Genomic DNA, 21,211 nt, shown 5'->3' with positions numbered 1-21,211 from the left:
GGTCGAGGGCGGTGTGGGTTATGCGGCCCGCCGGTCCGAATCCAGTTCCGCGGTCAAGGGGCCTCGGGGCGGGACCAGGCGTAGGCCAGGGCGGGGCGCCGGCTCGATGTCGTCGTCGGGGTCGGCGACGGTGTCGAAGCGGGCACGCCAGCCGGTGCCGACGCGGTTGCCGGGTGGGCGCAGGGAGCCGCCCGCACCGCGGGAGAGGGCGACCACCAGCAGGTAGCCGAGGATGACGAAGCCGTGGCCGACGAGGCGGGCCACGTCGACGCGGCCGCCCGTCAGATCGTTGAACGACAGCAGCAGGAGCATCGCCACGAAGGCGGTCAGCATCGGCAGCAGGCCGGTGGGGCGGGTGCGGCGCAACGCGATGAAGAGGTAGCCGGCGCCGACCGCCACGTTCCAGGCGGCGGACTCGTGCCACAGATGGCCGGGGGTGGCGTTCAGCCCGGCGTGGTCGTGGCCGGCGCTCACCCCGCCGCCCACCTGGGTCAGGCCGAGGATCAGCTGGACGGCGCCGACCAGTGCCAGCGCAACGTACAGCAGGGCGGGGACGGGCAGCCGCCACCGGCGCCTGGCCGGTGCCTCGGTGGGTAGGGCGGCCAGGATCGCCGCGGTCAGGTCCGGCACCTGCAGTGCCGGGCCGGTCCGGGTCAGCCGGTTGACGGCTGCCGCGCGGTCCAGCCACTCGCGGCAGCCGGCGCAGCCGGCCAGGTGCTCGTCGACCAGCGGTCGCATGACCGGGTCGTCCTCACCGTCCAGCTGCGCGGAGAGCATCTCGCGCCACCGCTCACATCCCATGCCTCCATAGTCGCGCAGGGACGGCCGGGAGTTCCCACCGAGATCAGGGCTTTTCCTGGGCGCCGGACGGGCCGAGCAGCCGGCGGCGTTCCCGGAAGGCCCGCAGGTTCGCGGTGTTTCCGCAGGTGCTGACGTCGTGCCAGACGCCGCTGTTGTTGCGGGACGTGTCGAAGAACGCGGCCCGGCAGGTGACGTTGTGACAAAGCTTGAGCCGGGGCCAGAAACCGGCCTGCTGCGCGAGGAGCGTCTCCGCCCACAGCGCCGAGGCGAACCAGCGGACGCCGCGGCCGGTCGGCACCACCCGGACCCAGCCGGACCCGTCCGGGACGAGGCTCACCGGGACGTCGGCCGGGGGCAGGGTGTGCTCCGGCGGGGCCGGGTCGCCGCCGGAGCGGAGCATCACCTGTTCGAAGGCGGTGCGCAGGCGGCGCAGGGAGCGCAGGTCGCCGGGGGTGAGCAGCAGCGTCGGGGCGGGCAACCCGGAACCCCGCGACCAGGTGCCGAGCGTGTCGGTCAGCCACCACTGGGCGTCTTCCGTGGCGACCAGGAGATCGGCCGCATATCCCATGGTGGCCCGGGTGTTCAGCAATTCCTGGACGAGTGCGAATCCTCCCGGCGCTTCCCGTACGCCGTGTCGTGCGCTGGCTCTCCAGGACATAGCCAAAGCCTACTCGGCTCTTTTCCCAGGTCGGGACGGATTCCACTCGGGTGGGTGGACGATTCGCATTCATCGGTGGACCGTTGTGAATGTGTCTCTAGACTGGCGCGACCACCGGTGAGGGAGGACCCATGCGGAAGGTTCCGACGTTCACCGCCATGATGGCCACGGCACTCGTGCTCGCCGGGGGGTGTGACTCGCCGGACCGGACGACGAGCCGGGTGACTGCTTCTCCCGTACCCCCGAAGGTGTCGACGCCGGCGAGTGAGCCGAGCGCGACGAGTCAGCCGGCCGAACCGAAGGAAGAGCCCCGGAAGCTGAAGAGGGGCGACAAGGGTGACGAGGTGCTGGCGGTGCAGAGGCGCCTCACCGAGCTCGGCTACTGGAACGGTGAGGCCGACGGCAGATTCGGGGGGACGACCCAGCAGGCGGTGTACGCGCTGCAGAAAGCCGCCGGAATCAGCCGCGACGGCACGGTCGGTCCGAAGACGCGGAGGGCGCTGGACGAGGGGGTCCGTCCGAGGGCCCGTTCCAGCAGCGGCAGAGTCGTCGAGATCAGCCTGCGGAGGCAGCTTCTGATGGTTGTCGACGACGGCCGGATCATGCAGGTCTTCAACACGTCGACCGGCTCGAACGAGAATTACGAGCAGGAGGGGAAGACCTTTCTGGCGGATACGCCGACCGGCCGGTTCCGGGTGGGGCGGCAGATCGACGGCTGGCGTGACGCACCGCTGGGTCTGCTGTGGCGGCCGAAGTATTTCAACGGTGGCATCGCCGTGCACGGGGCGAACAGTGTGCCGCCCTATCCGGCTTCGCACGGGTGTGCCCGGGTCTCCATCGCCGCGATGAACTGGATGTGGGGGCACGACGCGCTGCCTTTGAAGACCCGGGTCTGGGTCTACTGACCTACCGCAGGGACAGGGTCCAGGCGGGTGGGCGCCGGCGCGGTGCCGGGATCGCGATCACCGGGGCGTAGCCGGGCGGCCAGGCCGCGCCGTAGAGCTCGGCGCAGATCACCACGCTGAGCCAGGGCACCCACGGGCCGCTGATCCGTAGCGTCCCGCCGTCGCGGGTGTCGAGGTCGAGCAGCCATTCGCCGTGCTGCGGCCGGACGCGCTGCAGGGAGCGCAGCGGAACCTCCCGGTCGCCCAGGATCAGCCGGCTGCTGGTGATGACGGCGAGCCGCCGTCCCGCCCCGGTCAGGTGCACCGGGAACCAGCCGTACTGCTTCTCACCGGCCCGCAGGGGGAGGGTGGCGGTGATCGCCGCGGGTCGGCCTCCTCGTTCCACGAGACTCGCCAACATGCTCATGGAGCGGTGACCCGCTGCGAGCTGTTCAGGGTCGTACGCGGACAAAAGCACTCTCCGATCTAGACAAGCCGCCACAACTCGGCCTATCCGACCCTGGCACGTTCGGTGCCCGGACAACCACTCGATACACACGACCGGTGAGTGTTTTGCCGGTTCGCCTCGTATGAAATATCCCAAAGTTACCTAAAACGGACGAAGGCGCTTAACTCTGGAGAGTGCGCCTGAAGTCACAAGAAAGGTTCAGCAGTCCCGAACGCGAACGATCCCGGTGGAGACATCCGGGTTCTCGCCGGCGCCGTCGACGACCCGCCGTCACCGCGGACCCGGCCGTGCCGATCGCGGACGGATTCACCTGCCGGTGCGGCGCCCCGCCGGAGACCAGGAGTCACTGCCGCCGCCGCCGCGGCGGCGTCTCAGCCGGCGGTGGGGGTCAGCGGACCGGCGGGCGGACGGAGAGCTCACGCCACTCGTCGAGACCGTTGAGGATGGCCCGGATCATGTCGAGGGCGGCGTCCTCGCTGTCGTGCTCGAAGAAGTGCGACGTGCCCTCGGAGCCGCCGGCGCGCTGTTCGACATACCACTGGTCGCCGCTGATGCGGAGGTAGACGTCCTTCCGGGCCAGTCGTCCCCACTTGCCGTTCCACCAGTGCTTCCGCTGCTCCATCCCGGCACTGTATCGAACATCTGTTCGAACGGTGCCGGGAGGGCGGATCTTTTCAGCGGAAGATCAGCGCGGCGGCTCCTGGCGGCGCTGCAGAACCTCGTCGAGGGCACTGTTGGGGACCTGGTTGCCCTGGCCACGCAGCAGCGCGTCGCGGATCTCGGTGAGCAGCTTGACCTCTTCGCTGGGGGCCTTCGGCGGGGGCTCCTCGCCGCGGCGGCGACGCTCGGCCAGCTTGTTCAGCGGCATGACCACGAGGAAGTAGAGGACCGCGGCGGTCATCAGGAAGGTGATGAGGGCGTTGATGAAGCTGGCGTAGTCGAAGGGGACTCCGCGGACCTTGAACGCTCCGGCGTCCAGGCCGGTGCCCCCACCCAGCAGTTGGATGAGGGGCTTGAGGAAGGCCTCGGTGAAGCTGGTCACCACGGTGGTGAACGCGGCGCCGATGACGACACCGACCGCCAGGTCGACGACGTTGCCGCGCATGATGAATTCTTTGAAGCCTTGGAACATCTCTTTCACGAGCACTCCTGGGGCGCCGGGGGTCATTCGGCGACGGGGTGCCCGCCGCCGGTCGGCGACAAACTACGCCGACCGGCCGACCGGTGGAATGAATCGGTGCGGAATGTCGCCCCTCAGTCGAGGGCGGGCTCCTCGGCGGTGACAGCCTCGTCCACCGTCGGGTAGGTGTGCAGCACCTCGACCAGGCCGCTCACCTCGAGGATGCGCAGCACACCGCGCTGCGGCGCGGCCAGGCGGACGGTGCCGCCGGCGTCGTCGGTGCTGTTCTTGGCCCGGACGAAGACCGACAGGCCGGTGGAGTCGCAGAACGACACCTCGGCCAGGTCGAAGACCAGCCGCGTGCGACCCTTCTCCAGCAGGTCGCTGATCTGATCCTGCAGCTGGGGGGCGGTCGCCATGTCGAGCTCGCCGGCGACCGACACGACAACCATGTCGCCGCGCTGTTCTGTTTGTACCGTCAGGGACATTCGACGACCTCCAGTTATTGCTGAACGGTACTCCACGTACCGGGTGACGCGCAGAACAGGGAGAGCTTGACCGTGTCTGTTAGTTGGTCTAGAGCAAGTAAAGGCTTACCTGATGGTAAAGTCCGGCCGTTGCGCACTGATCGCGTGGTAGGGAGACGGCGATGCCGCTGAGTCCGGACGAGGCACGTCGCTTTGCCGACCTGCTGGAGAGTCACGCGGAGCCACTTACGGCCCGCTGGACGGAATTGGTCGTGGCGAGCCTGCGCGGCAGGTTGAGTGGTGCCGAGTTGCATCGGCAGACCACCGACCTGAGGCGTGGGTTCCAGAGCGCGCTCTCCGCCGGTGCCATCGAGGTGACCGACGGGGCGGCCGACGAGTTGCGGGCGCAGCTCAGTGAGCTCTCCAGCAACCGTGCCCGGCAGGGTTTCACCGCCACCGAGACCGCGATCAGCATCTACGCCCTCAAAGAGGCGGTGCTCGACGTCATCGGCGACGGCGACGACGCGCTCCGGCTCTACGTGGCGTTCTCCGCCTTCGTCGACCGGGCCGCGCTGTTCACCTTCGACAGCTACGTCCGGATCCGCGAGAGTCTGATCGCCGACCAGGCCGAACAGCTGCTCGAGCTCTCCACCCCGGTGGTGAAGCTCTGGGAGGGCGTGGTCGCGGTGCCGCTGGTCGGCACGCTCGACTCGGCCCGCGCCCAGGTGGTCATGGAACGCCTGCTGCAGACGCTGGTCGACACCAGCTCGCCGTACGCGATCATCGACATCACCGGCGTACCGGCCGTGGACACCCAGGTCGCCCAGCACATTCTCAAGACCGTGGTGGCCGCCCGGCTGATGGGTGCCGACTGCATCATCTCCGGGATCCGGCCGCAGATCGCCCAGACGATCGTGGCGCTGGGCATCGAGTTCGGCGACATCGCCACCAAGGCCTCGCTCGCCGACGCGCTGCGCTACGTGCTCAGCCGGAACGGCAACAAGTCCTCGAGGAGCTGACGTGGAACGTGTCCCGGTCCTGAAGATCGGCGACATCCTGCTGGTCTCCATTCAGATCGACATGGAGGACCAGGTCGCCCTGCAACTGCAGGAGGACCTGGCTGAGCGGATCGTGGCCACCGGTGTCGGCGGGGTGATCATCGACATCAGCGCGCTCGACATCGTCGACTCGTTCGTCGGCCGCACGCTGGCGACCATCGCCTCGGTCTCCCGGGTGCTGGACGCCGAGACCGTGGTGGTCGGCATGCGCCCAGCGGTCGCGATCACCCTGGTCGAGCTGGGGCTCTCTCTCCCGGGGATCCGGACGGCGCTCAACGTCGAGCTGGGCATCGCGTTGCTCAGCGCGAATCGGAGGCCCGAAATGCCGGACATCGTCGGCGACGAGGACGATCAGGCAGCGGTACCGACGCCGTGAACGAGGAGAGCCAGCGCCTTCCGGTCGTCTCCGACCAGGACGTGGTCCGGGTCCGGCAGCTGGTGCGTACGGCCGCGGTCGCGGCGAAGCTCTCCCTGGTCGATCAGACCAAGCTGGTCACCGCCGCCAGCGAACTGGCCCGCAACACGCTGGTGTACGGCGGTGGCGGCCACGTCGAGGTCACACCGACCCGCAGCGAGCGCGGCAAGGCCGGCATCCGCATCGTCTTCAGCGACGAGGGGCCCGGCATCGCCGACCTGGATCTGGCCTTCACCGACGGTTACACCTCCGGTGGTGGTTTGGGGCTGGGGCTGAGCGGGGCAAGACGACTCGTCGACGAATTCGACATCGTCACCGCGGTCGGCGAGGGCACGACGATTACCGTGGTCAAGTGGTGCCGATGAGCGGAGGCGCGGTGGCGTCCGTACCCGAGGGACTCCTGGACGGTGGGGTCTGGTTCCGGGTGGAAGCCGCCGGGACCGCCGCTTCCGTACGCCGTGCCGCGGAACGGCTCGCGACGGATCTGGGCATGCCGGAGAACCGGATCGCCGACCTCTCGATCGTGGCCGCGGAGGCCGCCGGCAACCTGGTCAAGCACGCCGACCAGGGCATCGTCATGGTCCGCCCGGTACGCACCGCGGAACAGGCCGGCGTCGAGATCATCGCCATCGACAGCGGTCCGGGCATCGCCGACGTCCCGCACGCGATGGGCGACGGCCACTCGAGCGTGGGCACGCTGGGCATCGGTCTCGGCGCGATCCAGCGTCAGTCCAGCCGGTGGGACCTGCATTCGGTGCCGGGGCGGGGGACCGTGCTGGCCCTGCAGGTGTGGCCGGACAGGGCACCGGAACCCTCCTGGGTGTCGGGGCTGACCCGGCCGCTCACCGGGGAACAGGTGTGCGGTGACGCGTACGCGTCGAGGGATGTCGAGGGACGCCGGCAGGTCATGGTCTGCGATGGTCTGGGGCACGGCGGCCTGGCCGCGGTGGCGGCCAACGAGGCCGTGCGCGCCTTCCGGAAGGCGCCCGCGGGTCCGCCCGCGACGGTGGTGGACGTGCTGCACCGGGCTCTCGGGCACACCCGGGGTGCCGCGGTCGCGGTCGCGGAGCTGGACCAGGCCGCCGGGCTGATCCACTATGCCGGTCTGGGCAACATCGCCGGGACCGTCTTCGGCCCGGACGGCGGGCGCCGTGGCATGGTGTCGCTGCCGGGCATCGCCGGTCACCAGCGCCGTCAGCTGCGGGAGTACGACTACCCGATGCCGTCCGGTGCGGTCGTGCTGATGCACAGCGACGGCATCGTGGACCGCTGGCAGGAGTCCGACTATCCCGGCCTGCTCACCCGGACTCCCGCGGTGATCGCGGCCACCGTACTGCGCGACGCGGGCACCCGCCGCGACGACGCCGGTGTGCTGGTGGCCCGGGTCTCATGACCGACCGGCTGCTCATGCGGACGAGCCTGCGGATCGAGCAGGACATCTTCGCGATACGGCAGCTCGGCCGGGAGGTGGCCCGCCGGGTCGGGATGGAGCCGCAGGACCAGACCCGGGTGGCCACCGCGCTCAGCGAGGTGGGCCGGGTCCTCCTCGCGGCCGGCCCGGATTCCGACGTGGAGTTCACCGTTTCCCCCGGCGGGGTACCAACCCTGCGGGTGACGATGGCTCATCCGATGTCCGGTCTCGTGGATCGGATCACCGGGCAGCTGCAACAGGTCGGCCGACTGGTCGACACGATGGAGGTGGACGATGGCGGTACCGGCACTGTTGTCCGGATGTCCCGGCGTTTGCCGCTGGGCGCTCCGCCGCTGACGGACGACCGTATGGACGAGATCCGTGTCGGCCTGGCCCAGCATGTCCCCGGTACCCCGCTGGACGAACTGGCCGTACAGAATCAGCAGCTCATCGCCGCCCTGGACGAGGTGCGGGCGCAGCGCGACGACCTGGCCCGGCTGAACGCCGAGCTGGAGGAGACGAACCGCGGCGTGATGGCCCTCTACAACCAGCTCTCCGAGGAGCTGGAGGAGACGAACCGCGGTGTCGTGGCGCTCTACGCGGAGCTGGACGAGAAGTCGGTGCAGTTGCGGGCGGCCAGCGAGGCGAAGACCCGGTTTCTGGCGAACGTCAGTCACGAGCTGCGGGCGCCGGTCACCGCGATCATCGGCCTGGGCCGGCTGCTGACCGATCCCGGCTCGGACGACCTGACCGAGGAGCAGAGCCGGCAGGTCGATCTGATCCGTACCTCGGCGACCGATCTGTTGAGCCTGGTCAACGGGCTGCTCGACCTGGCCAAGGCGGAGGCCGGGCGGATCGAGCCGAACTGGTCGGAGGTCGACCTCAAGGCGGTCTTCGGCCAGCTGCGCGGCACGCTGCGCCCGATGGCGACCCGCCCGGAGGTGGAGTTCGTGGTCGAGGAGCCGAGCCTGCCGACGCTGCGGTCGGACGAGGTGCTGCTCGCCCAGGTGCTGCGCAACCTGCTGACCAACGCGCTGAAGTTCACCGCGGAGGGCTCGGTGCGGCTGACGGTGCGCCCGGTCGACGGCGATGCCGAGTTCGTGGTCTCCGACACCGGCACCGGCATCCCGCCTGAACTGCACGAACGTGTCTTCGAGGAGTTCTACCAGGTGCCCGGGAGCAAGCCGGTCAGTGGCAAGGGCACCGGTCTGGGCCTGCCCTATGCCCGGCGGCTGGCTGGGATCCTCGGCGGCGGCCTGCGGGTCGACTCGGAGCCCGGTGCCGGCAGCACCTTCACCTTGCGGCTGCCGGTCGCGTCATGAGTCCTTCCGCCACGGTTCTGGTCTGCGACGACAGTGCCACGAAGCGATACCTGCTGGTCAGCTGGCTGACCCGGGCCGGTTTCACGGTGCTGGAGGCGGAGACCGGCGGCGAGGCGCTGACGATGCTGCTGGACTCCGAGGCCGACCTGGTCGTGCTGGACGTGAAGTTGCCGGACATGAGCGGTTTCGAGGTCTGCGAGCGGATCAAAACCGATCAGCGGTACGGCGTCCTGCCGGTCATCCACGTCTCGGCGCATGCGGTGGACGTGGTCGACCGTACCCAGGGGCTGAACCGGGGTGCGGACGCGTACCTGGTGGAGCCGATCGAGCCGGACGAGCTGATCGCCACGGCGCAGGCGGTGCTGCGCTACTACCGGGCCCGGCAGCGCGCCGAGTTGCTGGCGGAGCGGATGGTCCGGCTGGCCGAGACCACGCTGGCGATCAACTCGGCGTCCACCCTGCGGGACCTGCTGGCGGCCGCCGCCGTGGGTGCCTGCGACATCTTCGGGGTTCCGGTGGCGGTGGTGGCGGAGTCCTCCGACGGGGAGGGCCTGGCCGCGGTCGGGAAACCCGCGACGCTGCGCCCCTGCACCGTCCCCAGCGACCGGATGGTCGCGGTGGGGTCGATGGTACGTACCGACGAGCCTGCCGACTGGGACGTGGCCGACTGGCCGGAGGGCGACTCGGTGGCCGTCGCGTCGGCCCGGCTGCGCGCGGACCGGCCGCCGGTCTACGTGATCGCGCCGAGCGGCTCCCAGACCGCCGGGTTCCCGGTGCTGCGGCAGCTCTCCCAGGCGGTCGCGGCGGCGGTGGAGGCACAGCGCTCGTTCGACGAGGAGCACCGGATCGCGGTCACCCTGCAGCGGAGCCTGCTGCAGTCCCGGCTGCCGGAGGTGCCCGGCATGGAGCGGGCCGTGCTGTACGAGCCGGCCGGTGCGCAGACCGAGATCGGCGGCGACTTCTACGAGCTGACCATGCTGAACGGCCAGCTCCTGGTGGCGATCGGGGACGTGGCGGGGCACTCGTTGCACGCGGCCACGGTGATGGCCGAGGTGCGGCACGCGGTCCGGGCGTACGCCGTCGAGGGGCATTCGCCGGCCACGGTGCTGGAGTTGGTCAACCACTTCATGCGGACTGTGCTGCCGACCGACTCGGCCACGTTGTGTCTGGCCACCCTCGATCCGGCGACCGGGCGGATGCGGATGGCCAGCGCCGGTCACCTGCCGCCGCTGCTGCACGTCGACGGCGAGGTGCGGTTCCTGCAGCCGCGCGGTCCGCTACTGGGGATCCGTGCCCCGCGGCGGACGGAACTGGAGTTCACCCTGCCGCCGGGCGGCACGCTGGTGCTGTACACCGATGGACTGATCGAGCGGCGGGACGTGGACATCGACGAGGGTCTGCGGGCCCTGGCCGCCTGTGCGGAGCGGGTGGAGGACGACCTGGACGCCTTCTGCCGTCGCCTGCTGTCCCAGCTCGCTGGAAACGATCAGCAGGCGGACGACATCGCGGTCGTCGCGCTGCGACGCGTCTGACGTCTCGTTACTACGGAAAGTCATCGCTGGTCTCCTTGACGACGGCTATTCTCTCAGTGAATAGTAGCGCTCATGTCCACGGCGCATGTTCTGTTGGGCCTGCTCGCGGGCGGGCCACGACACGGATACGACCTCAAACGGGCGCATGACGAGCGCCTGCCCAAGGCCAAGCCGATCGCGTACGGTCAGGTCTACGCGACCCTCGGCCGGCTCGAACGCGACGGCTTCGTGGCGCCCTCCGGACAGGATCAGGAGTCCGGTCCGGAGCGCACCTCCTACGAACTGACCGACTCCGGCCGCCGTCGTCTCGACGACTGGCTGGCCGAGGTCGAGACACCCGCGCCGTACGTGACGAGCACGGTGTTCAACAAGGTCGTGGTGGCGCTGATGACCGCCGACGCCGACCGGGCCCGCGGCTATCTGGCCGCCCAGCGCACGGCGCACATGACCCGGCTGCGGGAACTGACCGCGGCCAAGACCGCCCCCGGGGCGAGTGTCGGTGACGTCGTCGCCGCGGACTACGCCATCGGCCACCTCGATGCCGACCTGCGGTGGTTGCAGACCACCATGACGCGGGTCGCGGAGCTCCAGAAGGAAGTGACGTCATGACGGATCCGCTGCTCAGCGGTGTGGGAATCACCAAGAGTTACGGGCCGACGTCCGCTCTCCGCGGTGTCGACATCGAGATCGCCGAGGGTGAACTGGTCGCCGTCACCGGGCCCAGCGGCTGCGGCAAGTCCACGCTGCTGCACTGCCTGGCCGGCATCGTGCGGGCCGACGAGGGCACGGTCACCTACCGCGACCAGGACATCGGTCTGTGGTCCGAGGCGGCGCGCAGCCGCCTGCGACGCGACGACTTCGGGGTGCTGTTCCAGTTCGGGCAGATGGTGCCCGAGCTGACCGCGGCCGAGAACGTCGCTCTTCCGCTGCTTCTTGCCGGTTCGGGGCGGCAGGAGGCGCGGAAGACGGCGATCGGCTGGCTGGACCGGTTCGGGGTGGCCGACCTCGCCGACCAGCGTCCGGTGGCGATGTCCGGCGGTCAGCAGCAGCGCTGCGCGGTGGCCCGGGCCATGGTCACCGAGCCGCGGGTGGTCTTCGCCGACGAGCCCACCGGTGCCCTCGACCGGCTCGCCGGCGAGCAGGTGCTCACCGAACTGGTCCGGGCGGTGCGCGAACAGGGCACGGCGGTCGTGCTGGTCACCCACGACGCTTCGATTTCGGCGTACGCGGACCGCGAGATCACGTTGCTCGACGGCGTCGTCGACCCGAGCGGACTCGGAGTGGCGCCGTGAAAGCGCCGGTTCTCGTCCGGCTGAGTCTGGCCGGGAACCGGACCGACCGGCTGCGGACCGGGCTGACCGTGGTCAGTTCGGCGCTGGCCGGCCTGGCCCTGATGTCGGCCGCCGTCGTCGCGTCGATCAGCGGCGGCGAGTGGATCGACCAGGGCGACGGCGGCTCGATCATGCTGCAGGACGACTTCCGGTACACGAGCCCGCTGCTGAACGAGGCCGGGCTGCGACCCGGGGTGGCCTTCGTGCTGATCATGCTGGCGATTCCGGTGCTCGCCCTGGCCGCGCAGAGCATCCGGCTGGGCGCGCCGGCCCGGGACCGCCGGCTCGCCGCGCTGCGCCTGAACGGGGCCACTCCGCGGGAGACGGTGCTGATCGCCGGCGCGGAGACCGCGGTCGCGAGCCTGCTCGGCTCGATCCTCGGCTTCGGGGCCCTCCTCGTGCTGCGGGTGCTGCTCGAACGCCGGGACCGGATGAACCGGCTGGTACTGCCGACCGACGTGCTGCCCCACCCACTGGTGATCATCGCGGTGCTGCTGGTCGTGCCGGTGCTGGCCGGTGTGATCAGCGCGGTGTTGATGCGCCGGGTCGTGGTGACCCCGCTCGGTGTGGTCCGCCGGATCCGGGAGCGCGGGCCGAAACCGTGGCCGGGCATCGTGATCGTGCTGGGCCTGGTGCTGTTCGCCCTGCCGACCCTGCTGAAACGGGACGACGCGCTGGTCGAGTTCCTCACCGACCTCCGGCTCCCGGCACCGCAGCGGACCCTGTCGATCCAGCTGATGATCGCCGGAGTGCTGCTGGTGACGGCCGGCATCGTGCTGGGCACCGGGTGGATCTCCTACGCGGCGGGACGGCTGCTGCGCCGCTTCGGCCGGGGCCCGGCGACGCTGATGGCGGGTGCCCGGCTGATGGCGGACCCGTGGAACGGCAGCCGGACGACCGGCGCGCTGATCGCCGCCGTGATCGTCGGGGCGGGAACACTCGCGTACCGGCAGATGATGTCGACCGAGTTCGCGGCGATGGACCGGTTCAACGCCCTGACCGGCCCCGAGGACGGCGGTGCTGGTTACGCCGCCGAGCCGGAGTTCTACCTGGGCGCGGCGCGGCTGGTGATGGTCGCGGTCGTGGTGGGACTGGCGGTGGCGGCGGCCGGCGTGCTGATCGCGATGGTCGAGGGGATCGTCGCCCGGCGGCGGACCTACGCGGCGATGACCGCCGGCGGGGTGCCCCGGGGGATCCTCGGCCGGGTGCTGCTCTGGCGCACCGTCACACCGCTGGTGCCGGCCCTGCTGCTGGCGATCGGCGCGGGCACCGGGCTGGTCCGGATGCTGGAGACCGAGGTGTCGTACGGCGGGGGCTACGACGTCTGCACCGACGGGACGACCGACCTGAGCACCTGCGCGACGAAGTACATCGAATACCCGGACGTGGTGATGCCGGTTCCGGTGCCGTGGGCGGACCTCGCGCTGCTCGGCGGCGGGGCACTGGCGGCGATGCTGCTCGTGGTCGGCGTGAGCGTGCTGGTGCTGCGGTCGAACACCGACCTCGAGGAACTACGGGTCGGATAGCCCGAGACGAGCGCCCACATCCACCGGATGCGGGCGCTCGCACTCCAGATCTAGAGAGCCTTGACCGCGTCCAGGATCCAGGAGAGCACGAAGGCCTCCTCCTTCCAGGAGTCGTAGCGGCCGCTCGGGCCGCCGTGGCCGGCGCCCATCTCGGTCTTGAGCAGGTATTCGCCGTCCGGGGCGACCGCGCGCAGGCGCGCGATCCACTTGGTCGGCTCGTGGTACAGCACGCGGGTGTCGTTGAGGCTGGTCACCGCGAGGATCTTCGGGTACGCCAGCGCGGACACGTTCTCGTACGGGCTGTACGACTTCATGTACGCGTAGACCTCGGCGGACTCGAGCGGGTTGCCCCACTCCTCCCACTCGGTGACGGTCAGCGGCAGCTCCGGGTTGAGGATCGAGGTCAGCGGGTCCACGAACGGCACCTCGGCCACGATCCCGGCGAACGCCTCCGGTGCCAGGTTGGCCACCGCGCCCATCAGCAGACCACCGGCCGAGCCGCCCCGCGCGACCAGCCGGGACGCCGACGTCCACCGGCCGCGGACCAGCGCCTCGGCGGCGGCCACGAAGTCGGTGAAGGTGTTCTTCTTGGCCAGCATCTTGCCGGACTCGTACCAGTTGCGGCCCATCTCGCCGCCGCCGCGTACGTGCGCGATCGCGAAGACCACCCCGCGGTCCAGCAGGGACAGCCGGGCGATCGAGAAGTACGGGTCGATCGAGTGCTCGTACGAGCCGTAGCCGTAGAGGACCGCGGGCGCCGCACCGTCCCGGGCGACACCCTTGCGGGTCACGATCGAGATCGGGACGCGGGTGCCGTCGGGTGCCGTCGCCCACTCGCGGAACTGTTCGTAGTCGGCCGGGTCGTAACCGCCGAGCACCGGCTTCTGCTTGCGCAGCGTCATCGAACGGGTGACCAGGTCGACGTCGTAGACCGAGTCCGGCGTGACCATCGAGGTGTAGCTGATCCGCACCGAGGACGTGTCGTACTCCGGGTTGCTCGCCAGGCCGACGCTGAACAGCGGCTCGGCGAACTCCATGTCGTAGGACGCGGTGCTGCCGTCGGCGATCACCCGCAGGCCGGTCAGCCCGTCCCGGCGGATCGAGACCACGATGTGCCGGACGAACGCGTCCACGCCCTCCAGCCGGGTGCCGGGCTCGTGCGGGATCAGCTCGATCCACTCGCCGGGGCTGTCCACCGACGTGCACGCCAGGGCGAAGTCCTCGGCGTCCCGGTTGTGCAGGATCAGGAACCGGTGACCGTGGTGCTCGATCGAGTACTCGACGCCCTGCCGGCGCTCGGCGAGCAGGGTCGGCTCGGCGGTCGGGTCGTCCGCCGGGATCACCCGTACCTCGGAAGTGATCTTGCTCTGGGCGTCGATGACGATGAACTTCTCGCTGCGGGTCAGCTCGACGCCCACCCAGAAGCGCTCGTCCGGCTCCTCGTAGACGACGGTGTCGGTGGTCTCGCCGATGACGTGCCGCCACACCCGGTTCGGCCGCCAGGCCTCGTCCACGGTGATGTAGAACAGCACGCTGCCGTCGGCCGACCAGGCGCTGCCGTAGAACGCGTCCGGCACCTCGTCGGGCAGGACCGTGCCGGTCCGCAGGTCCTTGACCCGCAGGGTGAACCGCTCGTCGCCGTCGAAGTCGGTGGAGAAGGCGAGCAGGTGGCCGTCCGGGCTGATGTCGAAAGTGCCCAGGGCGAAGAAGTCCCGGCCCTCGGCGAGTTCGTTGCCGTCGAGCAGGATCTCCTCGCCGGGCCGGTCGTCACCGGTCGGCGGGGCGGTCTCGTCCGGGCGGACCGGAACCCGGCACTGGATGCCGTACTGCTTGCCCTCGACCGTGCGGGTGTAGTACCAGTAACCGCCTTTGCGGCTCGGCACCGACAGGTCGGTCTCCTGGGTCCGCCCCTTGATCTCTCCGAAGATGGTCTCGCGCACGGTCTCGAGGTGCGACGTCGCCTGATCCGTCCAGGCGTTCTCCGCCTTCAGATGATCGAGGGTCGCGGGATCCTCCTTGTTCTCGAGCCAGGCGAACTCATCGATGACCGTGTCGCCGTGAAAGGTGCGCTCGGTGGAAGACCGGCGAGCGATGGGTGGGCCTTCAATCGTCACCGGAAACACGTTACCGGCCGATTGGTCCGGAGTGAGTTTCTTACGCACGTGGACCTCGACTATTCGAACGTGTGTACGATGTGCCAGAGTGGACGATCTTCAGGGATCTCGATGGAGGCCTCAGACGTGACCGACCCCCTTCTCGATGAGCTCGTGGGCATCTGCGGCCCCGGCTTCGCCCGCCCGGCGCGTTCGGTCGACAAGGTCGCCGGGCAGGACGCCTCGCTGGTGGCGGTGCCGGCGACGGCCCGGTCCGCGGCTGCGGTCCTGCGTCTCGCCGCCGAGCACGGCCTCGCGGTCCGGGCCCGCGGCGCCGGCAGCAAGATCGATTGGGGCCGCCGGCCCGAGCGCGTCGACCTGATCATCGACACCGCCCGGCTGAACGGGATGTGGAACCACGAGGGCGACACCGCGACCGTTGCGGCCGGCACCCCGGTCGCCGCGGTCCAGGCCGCCCTGCGCCTCTCCGGCCGCCGTCTCGCCACCGATCCGCCGTCACCGCGGGCCACCGTCGGCGGGATGCTCGCGGTCAACGAATCCGGCCCGCTGCGCCTGCGGTTCGCCAGCCCGGCCGCGCAGACCGTCAGCGTGGAGTACGCCGACTCCTCCGGCGAGGTCCGGGACTCCGACGGCGAGGACGGCCGCCCCGGCATCGCCGAGATCGACGGCGTGCTCACCGCGGCGGTCCTGCGCCTGGAGGAGCTGCCGGCGGCCCGCCGGTGGATCGGCTGCCCGGTCGCCACCCCCGCCGACGTCAGCGAACTCATCACCCGGGCGGTCGCCGAGGAGTGGGAGCCGCACGGCATGGAGGCCGACCTGCCGGGCCCCGGCGGCGGGACGTTCGTGCTGCTCTTCGAGGGCGACGAGACCGAGGTCGCGGCACGGGTGAAACGGGTCGCCGCGGCCTGGGGTGGCGAACCGGTGACCGCGCCGGAACCGCCGCCCTGGTGGGGTCGCTACCCGTTCGGCCGGGGCGACGTCGGCCTGCGGATCGCCGCCCGGTCCCGGGACCTGCAGGCGGTGGCGTACTCGTTGCGGGACATCGCCGGGCCCACGGTGGCGATCCGCGGGTCGGTCGGCGTCGGCACGCTGCACGCGGCGCTGCCGCCGGAGACGACCGCGAACCGGGTTCGGGAGATCGTCTCCGGCCTGCAACAGGTCCTGGTCGGGCGGCGCGGCAGGCTGGCGGTCGTGTCGGCGCCGCCGGAACTGGCCGCGGAGATCGAGATGATCGAGCTACGTCACCTGTTCTGAGCGTGACGACTGCAGGACCGTGCCGTACAGGGTGAGACCGGGGCCGAACGCGAGCATCAGGATCCGGTTCGGCGGGCGCTCCTGGTGGAGCAGCTTGTCGAGCACCAGCAGTACGGTCGGCGACGAGCAGTTCCCGTGCGCCGCCAGGACGCCCCGGGAGGCGGCCAGCGCCTGGTCGTCCAGCCCGAGTTGCTCCTGCACCACATCGAGGATCTTCGGCCCGCCGGGGTGGACCGCCCAGCCGTCCACGTCGGCGACCGTCAGGCCGTGCCGGGCGAGCAGATCGTCGACCAGGTTGCGGACGTGCGCCGCGAGCACGTCCGGCACCTGCGGCGACAGGCCCATCCGGAAACCCTGATCGGTCACCTCCCAGGTCATGTGGTCGGCGGTGGCGGCGTCGGTGATCGCGGCGACCTCGCCGACCGTCCAGCCACCGAGCAGGTGCTCCTCGGGTGTCAGCACCACGGCGGCGGTGGCGTCCGAGAACAGCGCGTGCGAGACGATCTGCTGCACGTCGTCGCGGCTGCCGGGCGGCTGCAGGTGCAGGCTGGTCAGCTCGGCGCAGAGCAGCAGCGCCGGCCGTCCGCGGGCGACCACGTAGTCGCTGACCGCGCTGATGCCGGGCAGGGCGGCGTAACAGCCCATGTGCCCGACGAACAGGCGCTGCACGCCCGGCCGCATGCCGAGGTCGCGGGCCAGCATGATGTCCAGGCCGGGTGTCGCGTACCCGGTGCAGGAACAGACCGCGAAGAGCCCGATGTCCTCGGCGCCCAGGCCGGCCTCGGCCAGTGCCCGGCTCACCGCGGCCTTGCCGAGCGGTATCGCCTCCACCTGGTACCGGCGCATCCGCTGCTCGGTGGACCATTGGGCGACGTCCTCCAGCAGCGGGCTCACCACCGCCTGCCGGGTGCGGACCCCGGAGTTGTCGAAGATCCGTTTGGCCAGGACGCGCTGGGCGCCGCTGTAGTGCTGAGCGAAGTAACCCTCCCAGACCCTGTCCTGGTCGGCTGATGGTGGCAGTGCCACGCCCAGTCCACTGATCATTGCTCGCATGCAGGTCCCCCCGTTGACTTGCTTCGGCGTTTGCCCACCTTGTCAGTTTTTAGGCGCATAAAAAGGGTGATTTTGATTAGGCGCGGAGAGCGAGGGTTAAGTTTCTTACGATTCCGTCACGGATCCCCACATACGGGTGAGCGCGGTCAGCCGGGCGTTGCCGCGCCCCGCTGACCGCGCTCATCACTTCCTTGCGGCCGAACGCCCCGATAGTTGAGGTCCGGCGCGTTCAGGCGTCGTTGCGCAGCACCAGGATCGCGATGTCGTCGCGGGGCTCCTCGACCGAGAAATTGATCGTGGTGGAGCGCAGCCGGGCCGCGGTCACATCCGCCGGATAACCGGCGAGCGGCGCGGCGGCCTCCTTGAGCCGGCCCGAACCGAACAGCTCACGCCCGCGACGGCGCTCGGTGACCCCGTCGGTGTAGAAGATCAGCGAGTCACCCGGGTTGAGGGTGATCGTGACGTCCGGCGACGTGATCGTCTCCAGCAGGCCCAGCGCGGTGCCGCCCTCGCCGACGAACGACGTCCGGCCGTCCGCACGGACCAGCACCGCCCGGTCGTGCCCGGCCAGGTGCAGACAGACGGTCAGCTCACCGTCGCCGCCCCGGGTCACCGACGCCATCGCGAGCGTGCAGTACCGCCCGCCGCCACGCTGGACCAGCGTGCGGTTGACCCGCCAGAGGATCTCGCTGAGCGCCTTGCCGTCGTCGACCAGGATCCGGATCACGTCCCGGACCAGGCCGGTCACCGTCGCGGCCTGGACGCCCTTGCCGGACACGTCACCGACCACGACGAGCCACTGGTCCTCGCCGAACGGGATGACGTCGTAGAAGTCGCCGCCGACCTCGGAGCCGGTCGGGACGTACTCCGCGGCGAAGCCGATGCCGTCGACGTGCGGCAGAGCCGGCGGCAGCAGCGAGGCCTGCAGGGTGCGGGCCACCGCGCGCCGTTCGTCGTGGATCCGGGCGTTGTCGATGGCCAGGGCGGCCCGCCGGGCCACGTCCTCCAGCACGGCGACCTCGTCCGGGTCGTGCCGGTGCTTCGGGTGCCGTCCCACGGCCAGCGTGCCGAGCCGGACGCCCCGGGCCACCAGCGGCACCGCGTAACCCTCCATCGGCGCGCCGAACATCACCTGGGTGCCGAGCCGGGAGGTCTCCTCCAGCCGGGCCAGCACCGACTCCGGACCGTCCTCGGCGAGCGTGGCGTGCAGCTGGGCGAGCGCCGCCTCCTCGGCGTGGGTGGCGGCGGCCAGTTGGAGGCGGCCCCACGCGTCGGTGGTGTGCACCGCGCACCACTGGCCCAGCCGCGGCACCACCAGTTGCGGGATCAGGGCCATCGTCAGGTTGACGTCGAGAGACTGGGCGAGCAGTTCGCTGGCCTCGGCGAGGAACGTCATCCAGGTCTGCCGGCGGATGTCGGCGCGGCGCAACCGGTCGTTCTCCACGTGCAGCGAGATGCGTTCGGCGACGATGCCGGCCAGTGCCTGCGCGAAGCCGAGCGGGGAGGCGTCCAGCTCCAGCTCACCGGAGTACGGCCGCTGCAGGCTGAACGGGATCCGGATGGTGTCGGCGTTGTCCCGTGGCGCCCGCCCGTACCGGGCGAGCAGCTGACGGCCGGTGCCGTCGCCGCGGTCCAGGCGCATCACGCCACCGGCCGCGCCGGTCAGGTGGGCGAGCCGGGAGAGCAGGTCGGCGGCGAGGTCGCCGATGCCGTCGTCGGAGGGCCGGTCGACGCCGCCGCGCAGCAGGCCGGTGAGCGCGCCCAGGCTGGGCGTCTCGGCAGGGCCGGGCACCCGGACCGGGGCGATGTCACCCGCACGCTGGTCGAGGCGGAACCAGACACCCTTGCCGTCGCCCTCGTGCACGGTGCCCCAGCGGCTGGCGAAATGGTCGACAAGCAGCAGGCCGCGCCCGCGTTCGGCCACCTCGCCGATGTCGGCGCTCTCGTTGCGCGGCCCGACCGCGAGCTGCTCGACCGGGCCGGGGGCGAAGTCGGTGACCGTGACGGTCAGTCCGCCCGAGTCGGCGGCCACCTCGATCTCCAGCTCGGTGTTGGCGTGCACCACGGCGTTGGTGGACAGCTCGGTGGTCAGCAGCAGAGCCTCGTTGAGCAGGCTGATCAGCCCGCTCTCCTCGAGCACCGAGCGGACGAGTGCGCGGGCCGCCGCCGGGGTACGACGATCATTGGGGAGTCTGGTCCGGCGCACCAGAGCACCGGACGACGCCCCTGATGGGATGCTCGTCCTGGTTCCGACCTCGGCTGGCACCCATGCATCCTCTCCCTTAGGTGGGTGTATGCACAAAGTCGTCTCTCGCATTGACCCGGTCGGGCGAGAGAGGATTAGCCGACCCCCGGCCGTTGGACAGCGAGTGAGGACAGCATGACTGCGGCGAAAGAAGCCAGCGTCGGCGTGCCCGACGAGACCGTTCTGCTCGATGAGCTCGCCGACGCCCTGCGCCGGGTGCGGCGGGGTGATCTCAAAGTCCGCCTGCCGCGGCGCAGCGGCATGGCCGGGTCGGTGGCGGAGGCGTTCAACGAGGTCGTCTCCCTGCAGGAGCGGCAGAATCTCGACATGCGCCGGATCAGCCGGATCGTCGGTCGCGACGGCCGGCTCACCGAGCGTCTGGACGAGGAGGGGCTGGACGGCGCCTGGGCGGACAGCGTCCGCTCGGTGAACTCCCTGATAGACGACCTGGCCCGGCCGACCACCGAGATCTCCCGGGTGATCGTGGCGGTGGCCGAGGGCGACCTCTCCCAGCACATGGCGCTGGAGATGGACGGCCGCCCGCTGCGTGGCGAGTTCCTCCGGATCGGCCGCACCGTGAACACCATGGTCGACCAGCTGTCCTCGTTCGCCGACGAGGTCACCCGGGTCGCGCGGGAGGTGGGCACCGAGGGCGAGCTGGGCGGCCAGGCGGACGTCCGCGGCGTGGCCGGCACCTGGAAGGACCTCACCGACTCGGTGAACACCATGGCGTCGAACCTGACCCACCAGGTGCGCTCGATCTCGCAGGTGGCGACCGCGATGGCCCGTGGCGACCTGTCCCAGAAGATCACCGTGTCGGCGCGTGGTGAGGTGGCCGAGCTGGCCGACACCATGAACGGTCTGACCGACACCCTGCGGCTCTTCGCCGAGCAGGTCACCCGGGTGGCCCGCGAGGTGGGCACCGAGGGCAAACTGGGCGGCCAGGCCGAGGTGCCGAACGTGGCCGGCACCTGGAAGGACCTCACCGACTCGGTGAACTCGATGGCGTCGAACCTGACCAGTCAGGTCCGCAACATCGCGCAGGTGTCGACGGCGGTGGCCAAGGGCGACCTGTCGCAGAAGATCACGGTGGCCGCGCAGGGCGAGATCCTGGAACTCAAGGACACCGTGAACACGATGGTCGACCAGTTGTCGTCGTTCGCCGACGAGGTCACGCGGGTGGCCCGCGAGGTCGGCACCGAGGGCCGGCTGGGCGGTCAGGCCCAGGTCCGCGGCGTCTCCGGCACCTGGCGCGACCTCACCGAGAACGTGAACCAGCTCGCCGCCAACCTCACCGCCCAGGTCCGCAACATCTCGCAGGTGTCGACGGCGGTGGCCAAGGGCGACCTGTCGCAGAAGATCACCGTCGACGCCCGGGGCGAGATCCTCGAGCTGAAGAACACCGTGAACACCATGGTCGACCAGTTGTCGTCGTTCGCCGACGAGGTCACGCGGGTGGCCCGCGAGGTGGGCTCGGAGGGCAAGCTCGGCGGTCAGGCCCAGGTCAAAGGCGTTTCGGGTACGTGGCGCGACCTCACCGACAACGTCAAC

21 protein-coding genes are annotated in these 21,211 nt (G+C 70.5%); 12 read left to right on the top strand and 9 right to left on the bottom strand.

Annotated features, from left to right (window positions below; genetic code table 11):
* Nucleotides 1–18 precede the first annotated feature (18 nt).
* Together WH85_RS41010 and WH85_RS41005 are read right to left on the bottom strand one after the other, a co-directional pair.
* On the bottom strand, nt 19–801 hold the full coding sequence (locus WH85_RS41010) for a zf-HC2 domain-containing protein (RefSeq protein ID WP_045747572.1): 783 nt from the start codon (nt 799–801) through the stop codon (nt 19–21).
* 43 nt (nt 802–844) lie between these two features.
* Entirely contained in the window at nt 845–1,459 is a 615-nt protein-coding gene (locus WH85_RS41005; protein WP_045747571.1) for a CGNR zinc finger domain-containing protein, read from the bottom strand.
* A gap of 131 nt (nt 1,460–1,590) precedes the next feature.
* On the opposite strand from WH85_RS41005, the gene WH85_RS41000 reads away from it, so the two are divergent.
* The gene (locus WH85_RS41000; protein WP_045747570.1) at nt 1,591–2,364 is read left to right on the top strand and encodes a peptidoglycan-binding protein; all 774 of its coding nucleotides are present in this window, start codon (nt 1,591–1,593) and stop codon (nt 2,362–2,364) included.
* A gap of 1 nt (nt 2,365) precedes the next feature.
* On the opposite strand, the gene WH85_RS40995 is transcribed toward WH85_RS41000, so the two are convergent.
* The 4 genes from WH85_RS40995 to WH85_RS40980 all read right to left on the bottom strand — a co-directional run bounded on the left by WH85_RS40995 (nt 2,366) and on the right by WH85_RS40980 (nt 4,420).
* Entirely contained in the window at nt 2,366–2,770 is a 405-nt protein-coding gene (locus WH85_RS40995; protein ID WP_045747569.1) for a hypothetical protein, read from the bottom strand.
* 430 nt (nt 2,771–3,200) lie between these two features.
* Entirely contained in the window at nt 3,201–3,434 is a 234-nt protein-coding gene (locus tag WH85_RS40990) for a hypothetical protein (protein WP_045747568.1), read from the bottom strand.
* A 63-nt stretch (nt 3,435–3,497) separates the two neighbouring features.
* Nucleotides 3,498–3,944 (bottom strand): large conductance mechanosensitive channel protein MscL, encoded by a 447-nt coding sequence (gene mscL, locus WH85_RS40985; protein ID WP_045747581.1) that lies wholly within the window; start codon nt 3,942–3,944, stop codon nt 3,498–3,500.
* Between the two features lie 122 nt (nt 3,945–4,066).
* Nucleotides 4,067–4,420 carry an STAS domain-containing protein gene (locus WH85_RS40980; RefSeq protein ID WP_014687361.1) on the bottom strand — a complete coding sequence of 118 codons (354 nt, stop codon included), beginning with the start codon at nt 4,418–4,420 and terminating at the stop codon, nt 4,067–4,069.
* A 161-nt stretch (nt 4,421–4,581) separates the two neighbouring features.
* Between WH85_RS40980 and WH85_RS40975 the strand changes: the two genes are divergently transcribed.
* From WH85_RS40975 to WH85_RS40935, 9 genes are all read left to right on the top strand, one after another.
* On the top strand, nt 4,582–5,418 hold the full coding sequence (locus WH85_RS40975) for an STAS domain-containing protein (protein WP_045747567.1): 837 nt from the start codon (nt 4,582–4,584) through the stop codon (nt 5,416–5,418).
* A 1-nt stretch (nt 5,419) separates the two neighbouring features.
* On the top strand, nt 5,420–5,833 hold the full coding sequence (locus WH85_RS40970) for an STAS domain-containing protein (protein ID WP_045747566.1): 414 nt from the start codon (nt 5,420–5,422) through the stop codon (nt 5,831–5,833).
* A complete protein-coding gene (locus tag WH85_RS40965) occupies nt 5,830–6,237 on the top strand; it encodes an anti-sigma regulatory factor (RefSeq protein ID WP_045747565.1) in 408 nt (135 codons plus the stop codon). Before WH85_RS40970 ends, WH85_RS40965 begins: the two co-directional genes overlap by 4 nt.
* Nucleotides 6,234–7,265, top strand: coding sequence for a SpoIIE family protein phosphatase (locus tag WH85_RS40960; RefSeq protein ID WP_045747580.1), 1,032 nt, complete (start codon nt 6,234–6,236; stop codon nt 7,263–7,265). The genes WH85_RS40965 and WH85_RS40960 overlap by 4 nt, the downstream gene beginning before the upstream one ends.
* Nucleotides 7,262–8,605 (top strand): sensor histidine kinase, encoded by a 1,344-nt coding sequence (locus WH85_RS40955; protein ID WP_045747564.1) that lies wholly within the window; start codon nt 7,262–7,264, stop codon nt 8,603–8,605. Before WH85_RS40960 ends, WH85_RS40955 begins: the two co-directional genes overlap by 4 nt.
* Nucleotides 8,602–10,137: a SpoIIE family protein phosphatase gene (locus WH85_RS40950; protein WP_045747563.1), complete on the top strand. Its 1,536-nt coding sequence runs from the start codon at nt 8,602–8,604 to the stop codon at nt 10,135–10,137. The genes WH85_RS40955 and WH85_RS40950 overlap by 4 nt, the downstream gene beginning before the upstream one ends.
* A gap of 72 nt (nt 10,138–10,209) precedes the next feature.
* On the top strand, nt 10,210–10,746 hold the full coding sequence (locus WH85_RS40945) for a PadR family transcriptional regulator (RefSeq protein WP_045747562.1): 537 nt from the start codon (nt 10,210–10,212) through the stop codon (nt 10,744–10,746).
* On the top strand, nt 10,743–11,429 hold the full coding sequence (locus WH85_RS40940) for an ABC transporter ATP-binding protein (RefSeq protein ID WP_045747561.1): 687 nt from the start codon (nt 10,743–10,745) through the stop codon (nt 11,427–11,429). The genes WH85_RS40945 and WH85_RS40940 overlap by 4 nt, the downstream gene beginning before the upstream one ends.
* The gene (locus WH85_RS40935; RefSeq protein ID WP_045747560.1) at nt 11,426–12,994 is read left to right on the top strand and encodes an FtsX-like permease family protein; all 1,569 of its coding nucleotides are present in this window, start codon (nt 11,426–11,428) and stop codon (nt 12,992–12,994) included. The genes WH85_RS40940 and WH85_RS40935 overlap by 4 nt, the downstream gene beginning before the upstream one ends.
* A 50-nt stretch (nt 12,995–13,044) precedes the next feature.
* Here WH85_RS40935 and WH85_RS40930 read toward each other — a convergent pair whose 3' ends face one another.
* Complete coding sequence (locus WH85_RS40930; RefSeq protein ID WP_045747579.1) at nt 13,045–15,108, bottom strand: S9 family peptidase; 2,064 nt, start codon at nt 15,106–15,108, stop codon at nt 13,045–13,047.
* Between the two features lie 126 nt (nt 15,109–15,234).
* On the opposite strand from WH85_RS40930, the gene WH85_RS40925 reads away from it, so the two are divergent.
* Nucleotides 15,235–16,362, top strand: coding sequence for an FAD-binding oxidoreductase (locus WH85_RS40925; protein ID WP_245674314.1), 1,128 nt, complete (start codon nt 15,235–15,237; stop codon nt 16,360–16,362).
* Here the strand turns inward: WH85_RS40925 and WH85_RS40920 are convergent.
* Both WH85_RS40920 and WH85_RS40915 read right to left on the bottom strand, forming a co-directional pair.
* Nucleotides 16,345–17,415, bottom strand: a complete 1,071-nt coding sequence (locus WH85_RS40920; RefSeq protein WP_045747558.1) for a type III polyketide synthase — start codon at nt 17,413–17,415, stop codon at nt 16,345–16,347. The genes WH85_RS40925 and WH85_RS40920 overlap by 18 nt on opposite strands.
* Before the next feature lie 229 nt (nt 17,416–17,644).
* Nucleotides 17,645–19,681: a SpoIIE family protein phosphatase gene (locus WH85_RS40915; RefSeq protein WP_052721169.1), complete on the bottom strand. Its 2,037-nt coding sequence runs from the start codon at nt 19,679–19,681 to the stop codon at nt 17,645–17,647.
* 114 nt (nt 19,682–19,795) lie between these two features.
* Between WH85_RS40915 and WH85_RS40910 the strand changes: the two genes are divergently transcribed.
* Nucleotides 19,796–21,211: HAMP domain-containing protein (locus WH85_RS40910; RefSeq protein WP_045747577.1), on the top strand; the 1,416-nt coding region annotated here is incomplete at its 3' end.

The sequence above is a fragment of the Actinoplanes rectilineatus genome (assembly GCF_000962825.1).
Lineage (GTDB): Bacteria > Actinomycetota > Actinomycetes > Mycobacteriales > Micromonosporaceae > Actinoplanes > Actinoplanes rectilineatus.
Note: the sequence above shows the minus strand (reverse complement) of the source record. Positions and strands in the feature narration are given on the sequence as shown.